Below are 12,471 nucleotides of genomic sequence, written 5' to 3'. Positions count from 1 at the left end.
GGACGAGGCTCGGTGGTGTCGGAAGAAGCCTCCCGACCCGGCATCCACCGAGGAGTTGACGAGCGATGAACACCCTGGCTTGGCATGACGGCGGGCCCGGCCCGTGGATTATGTTCCTGCCCCTGATCTGGGCGGCTGTGGTCGTCACCGTGATCACCGTGCTGCGCCGCACCGTCTGGCGCGGACGCGGGCGCGGCGGCCCCTGGCGGTCGGAGGCGGCCGCCGAGGCCGCGGAGAACTCGCCGGTCACCCTGCTCGGCCGCCGCTTCGCCGCGGGCGAGATCGACGAGGACGAGTACTGGCGCCGACTGTCGGTCCTGGACGAGCGCTTCGGCCGTGACCTGCGCGAGGGCACGGGCGGTACGGCGTGAGCGCGCTGCCCAGCGGCCCGAACGACGGGCGGCCCGGCTGGACGTCCTGCGGGCCGTCACCACCGAGTGAGCCAGCGGGACACGGCGGCCCGGCACGACAATGAGACACGATAGCGGGACACGGCGGAGGAGCGCGCGCACAGACGGACCGGCCGTCGTATCCGCACGGGGGGATACGACGGCCGGTTCCGTGGCCTCGCGGATCGCCGCGCAGGCACCGTACGGGATCGCCGTGACGGGCGGCCTGCGCACCGGGTCGGTCAGGCGACCGGTACGGCGATACTGGCGGCGACGGCGGCGATGCGCTCACGCGGGGGCTCGAAGGCCACAGCGGCACGCAGCGGGACCAGCGACGGCCGCGGCATCGGTGTGCGGAGCACGAACCACACGACCTTGCCGCCGTCCTCGGGCAGCAGATCGGTGCCCCAGCTGTCGCTCACCGCCTCCACCATGGCCAGCCCGCGACCGGCGGTCGCCAGCGGCTCCGCGGCGGCCGGTGCCAGCTTCGGCAGCCTCGGGTCGTTGTCGGTGACGGCCACCGTGAGGCGGTCGGTCGCGTGCGACAGACGCACCGAGCAGTGCTTGTCGGGCTTGGCGTGGCGGTGGACGTTCGCGAGCAGTTCGCTGATGCCGAGCGACGCCGCGTCGATCAGCGGGTCGAGACGCCAGTAGCGAAGCTGGGCGGACACGATGCGCCGGATCTGCTGGATCCGGTACGGATGCGCGTCGAGTTCGAGCGCACACTCTCTGTCGGTTTGGTCGGCTTGCATGATCACGGCTGCGACTCCCTCCGCGGCGGGGGCCGGAACACCGCGGGGCGGGTCCGGGACGTACGCCGCTCCGATGGGAACACCTGAGCGAAAATGCGTAGAGTGACTGCTACAGCACTCCGTGATGCGATTTCAGAGTCTCCCCAGGTGGCCGAATCCGCAACTTCCGGGACCGTCGCCCGCCTGCGCAAAGGCCGACGGGCCAGTGCTGGACCGCTTTCCGGTGGTTTAGACGCTTATGATCCACGGCATGGACGCGAACGATTCGGACGAGACCGGCGAGCGATCGGACGGGGCGAGCGGCGCGGGAAGAACTGCCGAGGGGGCCGGAGCGGCGGGGGCGACCGGAGCGGCCGGGGCGGGTGACCGGGCGGGCGTCCGTACGGGCACGGTGGACGTCGACCGCACCGACACCGGCTACCGCGCCTGGCTGAAGGAAGCCGTCCGCAAGGTCCAGGCCGACGCCAACCGGTCCGCCGACACCCACCTGCTGCGCTTCCCGCTGCCCGAGTCGTGGGGCATCGACCTCTACCTCAAGGACGAGTCCACCCACCCGACCGGCTCGCTCAAGCACCGCCTCGCCCGCTCGCTCTTCCTCTACGGGCTGTGCAACGGCTGGATCCGCCCCGGCAAGCCGGTCATCGAGGCGTCCAGCGGCTCGACCGCCGTGTCCGAGGCCTATTTCGCGGGTCTCATCGGCGTGCCCTTCGTCGCGGTCCTCCCGCGCACCACCGCGCACGAGAAGCAGCGGCTGATCGAATTCCACGGCGGCCGGTGTCATCTCGTGGACGACCCGCGCACGGTCTACGAGGTCTCCGCGCGGCTCGCGGCCGAGACCGGCGGGCACTACATGGACCAGTTCACGTACGCCGAGCGCGCCACCGACTGGCGCGGCAACAACAACATCGCCGAGTCGATGTTCCAGCAGCTCCGCCGTGAGCGGTACCCGGACCCGGCCTGGATCGTCGCCACCGCGGGGACCGGCGGCACCTCGGCGACCATCGCCCGCTATGTGCACTACATGCAGCACGACACGCGGATCTGCGTCGCCGACCCGGAGAACTCGTGCTTCTTCGACGGCTGGCTGACCGGTGACAAGTCCGTTTCCTGCGACCGGGGTTCACGGATCGAGGGGATCGGACGGCCGCGTATGGAGCCGAGCTTCGTGCCCGGCGCGATCGACCGCATGATGAAGGTCCCGGACGCCGCCTCGGTCGCGGCCGTACGCGCCCTCGACACGGCCATCGGCCGCAAGGCGGGCGGTTCCACCGGCACCGGGCTGTGGAGCGCCTTCAAGATCATCGCCGAGATGGTCGCGGAGGGGCGCACCGGCAGCGTCGTCACCCTGATCTGCGATCCGGGCGACCGCTACCTCGACAAGTACTACTCCGACGCCTGGCTCGCGGCGCAGGGCCTGGACATCGCGCCGTACGCGGCGGCGATCGACGCCTTTCTGGCGGACGGCAGTCGGCCGGATTGACGCCACGTCAGATACGAGGTCGGCGCGCGGTCCGGCGCCGGACCCAGTGCCTGATCAGATCGCCGCCAGCGCGTCGATCTCCACCCGGAACGCGGGGTTGACCAGCCCGGCGACCCGTACCAGGGAACACGCGGGGAGCCTCTGCGGGGCCAGGAATTCGTCCCGCACCCGCCGGAAGGCGGCGAGGTCGGCGAGATCGGTGAGGAAGACGGTGAGCTTCACGATCCGGTCCGGCGTCGCGCCCGCGGCGGCCAGCGCCGCCACGAGATTGACGAACACCTGCCGGATCTGGGCCTCGGCGTCGTCCTCGCCGACCAGCGTGCCGTCCGCGTCGAGCGGCACCTGACCCGACACCGCGACCATGCGCCCGGTGAACGCCACCGCGTGGCTGTACCCGTTGACCGGCGGCAGCCCCTCCGGCCGCTCGTAGTGCGCGATGCCCGACTGATCCTTGTCACCCATGACCGGCATGGTGGCACAGCCGTGTGCCGGTCCCCGCACCCGCACCCGCCGCGACCTCGCGGAACGCACAGCGGACGCGGATAAACGGACCCGGATGTGACGAAACTCTGACGGAGTGCCGCCGACCCTGGCCAGCGGGCCTCCGGCGTGCTCGAATCGAGGAATGGAAGACAGCACGTCCCACCTGGTGAGGTCACCGGAACCGCTTCCGCCGTCGGCAGTCCCGCACACACCGAAATCGCCGGACACCCCCAGAACGCCGGACACCCCCCAACCGCGGGACACCCCGGACTCGCAGGACGCTCAGGACTCCCCGGAAGGCGCGGAATCGGAAGGGCGCGGCACCCCCGTGGGTCGCCGAGTCATCCTCGGCATGCTGGGACTCGGCGCCGTCGGCGTCGGCGTGGGCAGCGCCGTCCAGGGCAAGCTCGACACGATCCTGGCGTCGGTCAGCGCCAAGGACCCCACCGGGGTGACCGGACTGCTGCCCGGCGGCGGCGGTTTCCGCTTCTACTCGGTGTCCAACTCCATCCCGCACCGGGGCGAGAACGACTACCGGCTGACCGTCGGCGGCCTCGTCGACAAGCCCGCCTCGTACCGCCTCGCCGATCTGCGGGCGCTGCCGCAGGTGCGGATGGTGCACGACGTGCAGTGCGTCACCGGCTGGCGGGTGCCGAGCACCGCGTTCTCCGGGGTGCGGCTGTCCACCCTGCTCGACGCGGCGGGCGTCCAGGCCAAGGGCGGGGCGATCCGCTTCAACTGCTTCGACGGCGTCTACACCGAGAGCCTCACCATGGAGCAGGCCAGGCGGCCCGACATGCTGGTGGCGCTCACCATGAACGACAAGCCCGTCACCGACGCGCACGGCGGACCCGTACGGCTCTACGCCGCGCCCATGTACTTCTACAAGTCTGCCAAGTGGCTGTCCGGAATCACGGTCACCAAGGACGTCCAACCCGGCTACTGGGAGCATTACGGCTATGACGTGGACGGATGGGTCGGCACGTCGAACGGCCGCCATGATGACCCGACTACGTGAGGCACGGGCCGTCACCGGGCTGCGCCGCTTCACCCGCGCCGAGACCTGGGTGCACCGCTCACTGGCCTGGCTGATGGGCGTGTGCGTGTTCACCGCCGCCTGTCTGTACTTCCCGCCGCTGTCGGAGATCGTCGGCCGCAGACGGCTGGTCGTCACCGTCCACGAGTGGTCCGGCATCCTGCTCCCGGTACCGGTGATCCTGGGACTGGCCTCGCGCGCCTTCCGCCGGGACGCGAGCGGGCTCGGCCGGTTCTTCCCGCACGACTGGCGCTGGCTGCGCGCCGCGCTGCGCACCCGCAGGCGCGAGCCGAGCCTGGCGGGCAAGTTCAACGCGGGCCAGAAGCTCTTCGCCGCCTTCAGCGTCGGCGCGGTGCTGGTGATGATCGGCAGCGGGCTGATCATGTGGTTCCCCCGGATGTCCCCGCTGCTCTACCGCACCGGCGCCACCTTCGTGCACGACTGGCTGGCGCTCCTGCTGGCCGCCGGGATCACCGGACACGTGTGGTTCGCCAGCAAGGACCCCGAGGCGCGGCGCGGCCTGCGCACCGGCTACGTACCGCGCTGGTGGATCAAGGAGGAACACCCGCTGTGGCAGCCGGAATCCCCGACCGAGGGTGACGGGGAGGGGAGCGGCGGCGGCCGTGCTCCGGGGAGGACGGGGAAGTCGGGGAAGACCACGGCGCGCGGGCCGCGCTGAACTCCGGTGCGCCCGCGGCCGGTTCGCGGTCGCACGTACCTTTCGCGGCAGTTCTGTTACGGGCCGGACACCGGGCGGTCGCTCCGGGGCCACCGGGGTTTCGCGGGACGCGCCTAGCGTCGCCGCATGACGACGTCTCAGGTGACGCGGCCCCCGGCGGGCGACCCGCCGGCGGTGGTGGCCGTAACGGTCAGGCAACCGGAGACGATACGCGCGCCGCGGCGCGGCCTTCGACGGGGGAAGGCCGGGCCGCGGCGGCTCGGTACCAGGGCCCTGACGGCGCTGGCGCTGCTGGCCGCGCTGTGCGCCGTCGCGGTCGCCGGGGCGATCGGCGTACGGTCCGACACCGCGGGGCTGCGGGACGCGGTGACCCAACGGGCCGCCGTGGCGGGTCAGTTGCGCTTCGCCCTGGCCGACCTGGACGCCCAGCGGGCCGACACCCTCGCACCGGGCAGATCCGCCACCGACGCACAGGTCGAGGTCGGCAACCAGCTCATCGCGCTGATCACCGCGCAGCAGCGGCGCGCCGAGATCAGCGACCTGCTGCGGCAGCTCGCCGCCGACCGCTCGCAGAGCGTCCGGGTGCGGGACCTGCTCGACGGGCTCGGCCGTTACGACGACCTCAGCGGCCGGGCCGCCTACGTGGACGAGCAGCAGCCCGACCGCACCGCGGGCCACCCGCCGCCGCGCGCCGTGGCGATGAACGTCCAGGCCGGGCAGATCATGCACGACCAGCTCCTGCCCGAGGCCACGGAGCTGTCCGCCGGGTACGAGGCGAAGGCGACGCAGTTGGAGTCCGCGGCCCGCTCGGCCGCGCTGCGCTGGGCCCTGGTCATCGGTGCCGTCGGCCTGCTGGCGCTCGGCTTCCTCCTGTGGTGGCAGTGGGAACTGGCCACCGACTACCGGCGGTTGTTCAACCCGGCGCTGGTCGCGGCCACCGTCGCCGCGCTGCTCGTCACCCTCGTGGGCACTCTCGCCCTCACCTCGTCCGCCGACGCCGTGACCGCGGCCGGCCGCGAAGGGCTGCGCCCCTGGTCCCGGCTGGCCGAGGCCCGCGCCACCGCCGCGCAGGCCGCCGCGAGCGAGAGCCGCTGGTTCGTCCACGACGCCGCCTACGGGGTCGCCGACCAGCGGCAGTTCGACGGTCTGGTCAAGCGACTCGACGCACTGCTCAGCCCCGACGGATACGCCACCGCGGCCGAACGCGCCGCGTACGAGGACGTTCTCACCCGCTACGGCCACTTCCTCGCCGACGACAAGCGGCTGCGGTCACTGAAGTCGCGGGGCAGGACGGACGAGGCCGCGGTTGTCCTGACCAATGTCGGACGCGGTGACGTGGCCTTCGACTTCTGGGACTTCGCCACCACCCTGGACGCCCTCGCGGGCCGTCAGCTCGACGACTTCGACACGCACGCGAAAGCCGCCCACGACGACCTGGCGGGCTGGCCCCAGATCCCGGCGGGCGCGCTCGGTGCGGCCGGTCTGCTGGTGCTCCTCGCCGTGCGCGCACGCTTCGCCGAATACCGCTGAGCCGCTGGACGAACTGAGCCGAGGACCTGGACGGCCTGAGCCGAGGCCCTGGACGACCGGAGCCGAAGCCCTGTACGAACTGAGCCGAAGCCCTGAACACCCTTAGCCGGGCGGTCAGTTGTCGGTCGCGCCCGTCGAGCCCTCCGGCTCCTCGGCGACCATCAGCTCCGACAGGTGCTCGGCGATCTCCGCGCGCAGCACCTCGGGAATGCCCGCGTCCGTCACGAGAGTGTCCACGTCCTCCAGCGAGGCGAAGGAACTCAGGCCCACCGTGCCCCACTTGGTGTGGTCGGCGATCACCACGACGCGGCGGGCGGACCGTACGAACTGCCGGTTGGTCTCGGCCTCCGCGAGGTTCGGCGTCGACAGGCCCGCCTCCACGGAGATGCCGTGCACGCCGAGGAAGAGCAGGTCGAAGTGGAGGGACTGGATCGCCCGGTCCGCGACAGGGCCGACCAGCGTCTCCGACGGGGTGCGCACACCACCGGTGATCACCACGGTCGCGCTCGCCTCGCCGCTGTGGGCGCCGGTCCGCCGCTGCCCCGACTGGAAGACGTCCGCGACCCGCACCGAGTTGGTGACCACGGTCAGATCCGGCACGTCCAGCAAATGGTGGGCCAGCGCGAAGGTGGTCGTGCCGCCCGCGAGCGCGATGGCGCTGCCCGGCGTGACCAGGGTCGCCGCCGCCCGCGCGATGGCCTCCTTCGCGCCCAGCTCAAGCGCCGACTTCGCCTCGAAGCCCGGCTCGTGGCTGCTGGCCTCGACGACCGGCACCGCGCCGCCGTGCACCTTCTCCACGACACCCTGCCGGGCCAGCGCGTCGAGATCGCGCCGCACCGTCATGTCGGAGACGTTCAGCCGCCGCGTCAGCTCGTTGACCCGGACACCGCCGCGCCGCCGCACCTCGTCGAGGATCAGGGCCCGCCGCTGCTCCGCGAGCAGGTTCTGGTTGTCGCTCACCCGTAACCCCGTCCCGTCCGTCTCGTTGTCCGCGATGCCGTCCACCGACGTGCTGCGGTCATCTTTCCATGAGCGGCGACATCGCGTGTACGTCAGGTGACCGGACCGGTACGACTTCCGACCATCGACATCACGATTACGGCACGGCTGCCGGGCCTGACGGCTGCCCGCGGGCCGGGCGGGCACCACCGGAGGGAACAGCGAGGGACGGGGGACGCAGTGTCACCACGAACGGGAGCGGGAGCGGGAGCGGAAGGCGGAACGGACGCGCGGGCGGCGGAAGCGGAGGCGAGAGCCGAAGCGGAACCCGAGGCGAACACCGGACCCGAAGCCGGTACGTGCGAGACGCTCGCGCTGGAACTCCTCGTCCACGGAGTCGGCGGCACCACCCCCGCCCTCATGCTCGACGACTCCCGCATCGTCTGCGTCGCGGGCGACGACATCGCCGGGATACACCGCCGCGTCCGCGACGCCGACGCCGAGGAGCACCCCGAGGAACACCGCGACGGCCCGGTGGCCGAGGCGTACTGCTGGTCCAACCTCACCTCGGGCAACGGCAGCCGCGCGCTGTGGCTGCTGCTCCTGCCGTTCATGATCGCCAACCTGGCGCACTGGATGCGCCCGCCGTCCACCCGGCACCGGCTGCGCCGCGGCTACGACGTCCTCGTCCGGCTGATCGCGCTGACCCTCACCGTGCTGCTGGTCGCCGCCGCCTGCGAAGTCGCCCTCGACATCGTCGCGTGGCAGTGCGCGGGCCGGGCCGCCTGCGCCCGCGACAAGGCGTGGCTCGGCTTCGCGGCCGTCGAGCGCGGCGGCTGGTGGAGCGAGCCCGGCCGCCGTCTCGCCCTGGCCGCCACCGCACCGCTCGCCCTGACCTGCCTGCTGTGGTGGCTGTCCCATCGCACCTGGTACGCGTACGAGTCGCAGCGCCCGAACGACCGGCAGGCCCCGCCGCCCGGCTCCGGCACCCCCGCCCTCGCGCTGCCCGGATTCTGGTACGGCCGCCGGTCCGTCGCCCGGCTGCGCACCGCCCACACCGCCGCCGGCCTGCTCACCGTCGCCGCCGCCCTGTGCGTCCCGGCCCTGCGCTACGACCACGGGCACGGCGGGCGGGCGCTCCCGGCGGTCGGCTGGACGCTCGCCGGGCTGCTCGCTGTCCTCGGCACGGCGGCCGTCGTCGCCGCGTGCCGGGCCCGCCGTACCGAGAACGACGTGGACGACACCACCGACCGGCTCACCACGCGGGTCCTGCTCAACGGCACGGCGGCGGCACTGACCGCGGCCGTCGTCTACGGCGCCTGGCACCGGCCCGGCTGGACCTCCGCCGGACGACTGCCCGCCGCCCAGACGTTCACCGTGCTCACCGTGCTCCAGGGCGCGCTGATCGCCGCGCTCGCGGTGACGGCGCTGCTCCTGCACCGCTCGCCTCCGCCGGAGTACGCGCCGACGTCCGCGGCCCCTCCCGGGTCCGCCGACGCGCCCGACGATTCACCTGACGACGCCCCCGACGGCCGGCCCGCCGACCGCGGGGTCGCGCTGCGCGGGCTCGCCGGGCCCGCCGTCGCGCTGCTGGCCTGCGCGATGGGCGGAGTGCTGACCGGCGGGGTGGCGCAGCGGTGCGCGGACTGGCTGGACCGGGGTCCGACGCCCGGCGAGAAGGGCAGCTCGCTGGCCGGGCCGCCCGCCGTGCTGACCTGGGAGGCGTCCGTGATCCCCGCCGTCCTCGCGGTGCTCCTGCTGTGCGCCGCCGCGGTGATGTGGCGGCTGCGGCGCCGGGAGCGGGAGCTGCGCGCGGAGGTCGAGCGGATGTACCCGGACGAGCCGCACCACAGGACCAGGACCCGGCAGATCGCCGGGACCCTCGCCCGCGCCGGGCTGACCGACAGCGCGCCGATGCTGATCGCCGTGGTGTGCGCGGCGTCGTTCGCCCTGGGCGCCGGGGCTCTCGTGGGCGCCCTGCGCTCGGGCCGCACACCGGGGGAGACCGCCGCCGGGGCGCCGGGCGTCCTCGACGCGGTCGCCGGCACCGCGCAGGCGCTCGGCTCCTGGATGGTCGGCGCCGGAGTGGTGGCGCTGATCGCGCTGGGACGGCGGGCGTACCGCGACGCCTCCGCGCGCCGCACGGTCGGCATCCTGTGGGACGTCGGCACCTTCTGGCCGCGCGCCGCGCACCCCTTCGCGCCGCCCTGCTACGCCGAGCGCGCGGTGCCCGACCTGAGCTGGCGGATCCAGACCTGGACGCGGCGCACCGGCGGCCGGATCATCCTGTCCGGCCACTCGCAGGGCAGCGTCCTGGCCGCCGCCGCGGTCTGGCAGCTCGACCCGGCCACCCGCGCCCGCGTCGCCCTGCTCACCTACGGCTGTCCGCTGGCCCGGCTCTACGGCCGCTGGTTCCCCGCCCACTTCGGGCCCGACCGGCTGCGCGCGCTGCACGATGACATGCACGCCTGGCGCAATCTGTGGCGCCGCACCGACCCGATCGGCGGCCCCGTCCACCTCGGCGCCCGCTCCAACGCACAGGGCGAGCACGGCAGTTCGGCCGCGCCGTACGTCGACCGGGGTCCGCTGCTCGACCCCGTCGCGTACGGCCGCAGTCTGTACCACCCGCTGCCGGAACCGGTGCTCGGGCACTCGGACTTCCAGGCCGACCCGGCCTTCGCCGAGGAACGCACGGCGCTGCTCGCCGAGTTGGCGCGGTCAGGGCCGGAGCGGGCCGTACGGTCCGCCCCGGCGCCGACCGCGCTGCCCGCTCAGGGCAGCTCCGGCAGATCTTCCGGGTAGAGCAACTGGAGTTCCTCGTGCGTGGGTTCCTCGACCTGCGCCAGCCGTCCCGCGTGCCGCTCGACCATCGCCTCGAACGTCTGCCGGGCCGCGCGGCCGTTGCCGAACCCCGGACCCTTCGGGATCGCGGTGAAGTACTTGAGCAGCGCCTCGCCCGCGTCGTCCGCGAGTTGGTACTCCTGCTCCAGGACCTGCGACTCCACGATCCGCAGCAGCTCCTCCGCGGTGTAGTCGCCGAAGGTGATGGTCCGTGAGAAACGCGACGCCACACCGGGGTTGGAGGCGAGGAAGCGCTCCATCTCCGCGGTGTACCCGGCGACGATCACCACCACCGCGTCCCGGTGGTCCTCCATCAGCTTCACCAGCGTGTCGATCGCCTCGCGTCCGAAGTCCCGCCCGGAGTCCTCGGGGGCCAGCGCGTACGCCTCGTCGATGAACAGCACACCGCCGCGGGCCCGTTCGAACGCCTCCTGGGTACGGATCGCCGTCGACCCGATGTGCTCGCCCACCAGGTCCACCCGCGCCACCTCGACGAGATGGCCGCGCTGGAGCACGCCGAGCGACGCCAGGATCTCCCCGTACAGCCGGGCCACCGTGGTCTTGCCGGTGCCGGGGGAGCCGGTGAAGACCAGGTGGCGGCGGAGCGAGGGCGCCTTCAGCCCGGCCTCCTGGCGGCGGCGGCCGACCGCGATCAGGTCGATCAGCGTGCGCACCTCGCGCTTGACGCTGTCCAGGCCGACCAGCGCGTCCAGGTCGCCGAGCACGTCGTCGCTGTCCCGCGCGACCTGCTCGGGCGGCGCGGTCTCGGCCACCGGACGCTGCTCGGGAACACCGCCGAGCAGCCCGTACGACTGTGTCGCCGCGGCCTGCTGCACGGTCGCGGCGCCCGAGGGCACCGGCACCGGATCGGCCTCCGTCGCCGCCCGGTCGCTGGTGCAGTCCTCGGTGACCGGGCCCGGCTCGGCGAATTCGTAACCGCCGCGCGCGCACCGCTCGGTACGGCAGCGGGTCAGCGTGGACCGGCAGCCGTCGATGATGTGGAAGCCGTAGCCGCGGCTGCCGGTGACCCGGACGGCGGTGAAGGTGCCGCGGCCCTCGGCCGAGACGTAGATGCCGGACTCGGCCGCGTTGGTGACCGTGCACCGGTCGAGCGCCGGGTCGGCGCCCTTGGTGACGATCACCCCGGTCGCGGTGTCGTCGATGGTGACCTGCGCGAGCGTGCCGCCGCTGCCGTGGTCACGGAACCAGGCGCCGGTGGCGGCCTCCCGGATCCGGCAGTCGTCGAGCTGGACGTTCGCACCGTCGCTCACCGACACCGCGGTGTTGCGGATCTGCGAGAAGTCGGTGTCCACGACATCGGCGCGCGAGCCCCGGTCCAGGACGAAGAGCGCGTCCGGCACGTCGTGGACCCGGCAGGAATCCAGTATGGCCACGGCGCCGTCGCTCACCCAGACCGCCGGATAGTCGCCCGTACTGTCGTGGATCTCGCACTGGTTGGCGTCCACGCGGGTGCCCGGGTCCCACACCGACAGGCCGTTGCGGCCGAAGCGGCGGACCTGGCAGCGGGTCAGCGTCAGCACCGAACGCGCCCGCAGGTCGACCGCGTTCTCCGGGATGTCGTGGATGTCGCAGTCCGCCATCGCCAGCACCCCGTCGGTGTCCAGCGAGATGCCGTCGCCGGTCGTGCGGTGCACCTGGCAGTCGGTGAAGTGCGCGGAGGCGCGCGCGGAGACCTGCACACCGCTGCCGCGGATCTCGTACACCTCGCAGCCCACCGCCTCCAGGGCGCTGCCCTCGCCGGTCACCGACAGGCCGGAGCCCGAGGTGTTGTGCACCCGGCAGCGCTCGAGGCGCGGCGCGGCCCCGCCGCGTACGGCGATCCCGCTCTGGCCCGCGGCGACCACCTCGCACTCCTCGAACAGCCCGCCCGCGGCGTCCAGCACGCTGATCCCGAGGCCGCCCGGATTGTCCACCGTGCACTGCCGCACCGTGGGCCGGGCGCCGTCGCGCACCTCAAGGCCCACCGCGGAACGGGTGTTGATCCGCAGGCCCGTCAGCTCGGGCGCGCACGCCTCGACGAGCAGCGCGGCGGCCGAGATGTCCTGGCCCTCGACCACGAGGTCCTGGACGGTCGCGGCGGCCCGTACGGTCAGCGCCACGCCCGAGGCCGGGGCGATCCGTACCGTCCCGGCGCCGTCGGCGCAGCGCAGCGTCACCGCGCGGTCCAGCACCAGATTCTCCCGGTAGGTGCCTGAACTCACCGAGAGGATGTCACCGTCCGCCGCCGCTTCGACCGCGGCGGCCAGGGACTCGTACTCGCCCGTGCGGCGGCGCCACCGCGAGCTGTTCGGATTGGTCACCTGGACCACGCCATGTGCCAT

10 protein-coding genes are annotated in these 12,471 nt (G+C 73.1%); 6 read left to right on the top strand and 4 right to left on the bottom strand.

The window, feature by feature from the left end; translation table 11 throughout:
* Window positions 1-65 precede the first annotated feature (65 nt).
* On the top strand, window positions 66-371 hold the full coding sequence (locus tag ACZ37P_RS33240) for an SHOCT domain-containing protein (RefSeq protein WP_467350104.1): 306 nt from the start codon (window positions 66-68) through the stop codon (window positions 369-371).
* 260 nt (window positions 372-631) lie between these two features.
* Here the strand turns inward: ACZ37P_RS33240 and ACZ37P_RS33235 are convergent, their stop codons facing one another.
* The gene (locus ACZ37P_RS33235; protein ID WP_467350147.1) at window positions 632-1,141 is read right to left on the bottom strand and encodes an ATP-binding protein; all 510 of its coding nucleotides are present in this window, start codon (window positions 1,139-1,141) and stop codon (window positions 632-634) included.
* A gap of 250 nt (window positions 1,142-1,391) precedes the next feature.
* Between ACZ37P_RS33235 and ACZ37P_RS33230 the strand changes: the two genes are divergently transcribed.
* Window positions 1,392-2,621, top strand: coding sequence for a PLP-dependent cysteine synthase family protein (locus ACZ37P_RS33230; RefSeq protein ID WP_467350102.1), 1,230 nt, complete (start codon window positions 1,392-1,394; stop codon window positions 2,619-2,621).
* Window positions 2,622-2,675: 54 nt separating this feature from the next.
* Here the strand turns inward: ACZ37P_RS33230 and ACZ37P_RS33225 are convergent, their stop codons facing one another.
* Window positions 2,676-3,083, bottom strand: a complete 408-nt coding sequence (locus ACZ37P_RS33225; RefSeq protein WP_401724679.1) for a RidA family protein — start codon at window positions 3,081-3,083, stop codon at window positions 2,676-2,678.
* 349 nt (window positions 3,084-3,432) lie between these two features.
* Here ACZ37P_RS33225 and ACZ37P_RS33220 point away from each other — a divergent pair, with 349 nt between their 5' ends.
* The 3 genes from ACZ37P_RS33220 (at window position 3,433) to ACZ37P_RS33210 (ending at window position 6,349) form a co-directional block, all read left to right on the top strand.
* Window positions 3,433-4,122 carry a molybdopterin-dependent oxidoreductase gene (locus ACZ37P_RS33220; RefSeq protein ID WP_391164131.1) on the top strand — a complete coding sequence of 230 codons (690 nt, stop codon included), beginning with the start codon at window positions 3,433-3,435 and terminating at the stop codon, window positions 4,120-4,122.
* Window positions 4,106-4,819: a cytochrome b/b6 domain-containing protein gene (locus ACZ37P_RS33215; protein ID WP_355343891.1), complete on the top strand. Its 714-nt coding sequence runs from the start codon at window positions 4,106-4,108 to the stop codon at window positions 4,817-4,819. Before ACZ37P_RS33220 ends, ACZ37P_RS33215 begins: the two co-directional genes overlap by 17 nt.
* Before the next feature lie 126 nt (window positions 4,820-4,945).
* The gene (locus ACZ37P_RS33210) at window positions 4,946-6,349 is read left to right on the top strand and encodes a hypothetical protein (protein WP_467350099.1); all 1,404 of its coding nucleotides are present in this window, start codon (window positions 4,946-4,948) and stop codon (window positions 6,347-6,349) included.
* A 114-nt stretch (window positions 6,350-6,463) separates the two neighbouring features.
* On the opposite strand, the gene ACZ37P_RS33205 is transcribed toward ACZ37P_RS33210, so the two are convergent.
* Window positions 6,464-7,309 (bottom strand): DeoR/GlpR family DNA-binding transcription regulator, encoded by an 846-nt coding sequence (locus ACZ37P_RS33205; RefSeq protein ID WP_467350097.1) that lies wholly within the window; start codon window positions 7,307-7,309, stop codon window positions 6,464-6,466.
* A gap of 219 nt (window positions 7,310-7,528) precedes the next feature.
* On the opposite strand from ACZ37P_RS33205, the gene ACZ37P_RS33200 reads away from it, so the two are divergent.
* Window positions 7,529-10,090, top strand: coding sequence for a hypothetical protein (locus ACZ37P_RS33200; RefSeq protein ID WP_467350095.1), 2,562 nt, complete (start codon window positions 7,529-7,531; stop codon window positions 10,088-10,090).
* On the opposite strand, the gene ACZ37P_RS33195 is transcribed toward ACZ37P_RS33200, so the two are convergent.
* Window positions 10,060-12,471 (bottom strand): right-handed parallel beta-helix repeat-containing protein, encoded by a 2,412-nt coding sequence (locus ACZ37P_RS33195; protein ID WP_355343896.1) that lies wholly within the window; start codon window positions 12,469-12,471, stop codon window positions 10,060-10,062. The two genes, ACZ37P_RS33200 and ACZ37P_RS33195, sit on opposite strands and share 31 nt — an antisense overlap.

It is taken from the genome of Streptomyces sp. NPDC024632 (genome assembly GCF_055559175.1).
The sequence above is the reverse complement of the archived record's forward strand: the minus strand, read 5'-3'. Positions and strand labels throughout refer to the sequence as shown.

Excerpts from the sequence above, each read along its gene's own strand:
- ACZ37P_RS33240 (WP_467350104.1), top strand. The coding sequence starts at position 66 with ATGAACACCCTGGCTTGGCATGACGGCGGGCCCGGCCCGTGGATTATG.
- ACZ37P_RS33235 (WP_467350147.1), bottom strand. The coding sequence starts at position 1,141 with ATGCAAGCCGACCAAACCGACAGAGAGTGTGCGCTCGAACTCGACGCG.
- ACZ37P_RS33230 (WP_467350102.1), top strand. The coding sequence starts at position 1,392 with ATGGACGCGAACGATTCGGACGAGACCGGCGAGCGATCGGACGGGGCG.
- ACZ37P_RS33225 (WP_401724679.1), bottom strand. The coding sequence starts at position 3,083 with ATGGGTGACAAGGATCAGTCGGGCATCGCGCACTACGAGCGGCCGGAG.
- ACZ37P_RS33215 (WP_355343891.1), top strand. The coding sequence starts at position 4,106 with ATGACCCGACTACGTGAGGCACGGGCCGTCACCGGGCTGCGCCGCTTC.
- ACZ37P_RS33210 (WP_467350099.1), top strand. The coding sequence starts at position 4,946 with ATGACGACGTCTCAGGTGACGCGGCCCCCGGCGGGCGACCCGCCGGCG.
- ACZ37P_RS33195 (WP_355343896.1), bottom strand. The coding sequence starts at position 12,471 with ATGGCACATGGCGTGGTCCAGGTGACCAATCCGAACAGCTCGCGGTGG.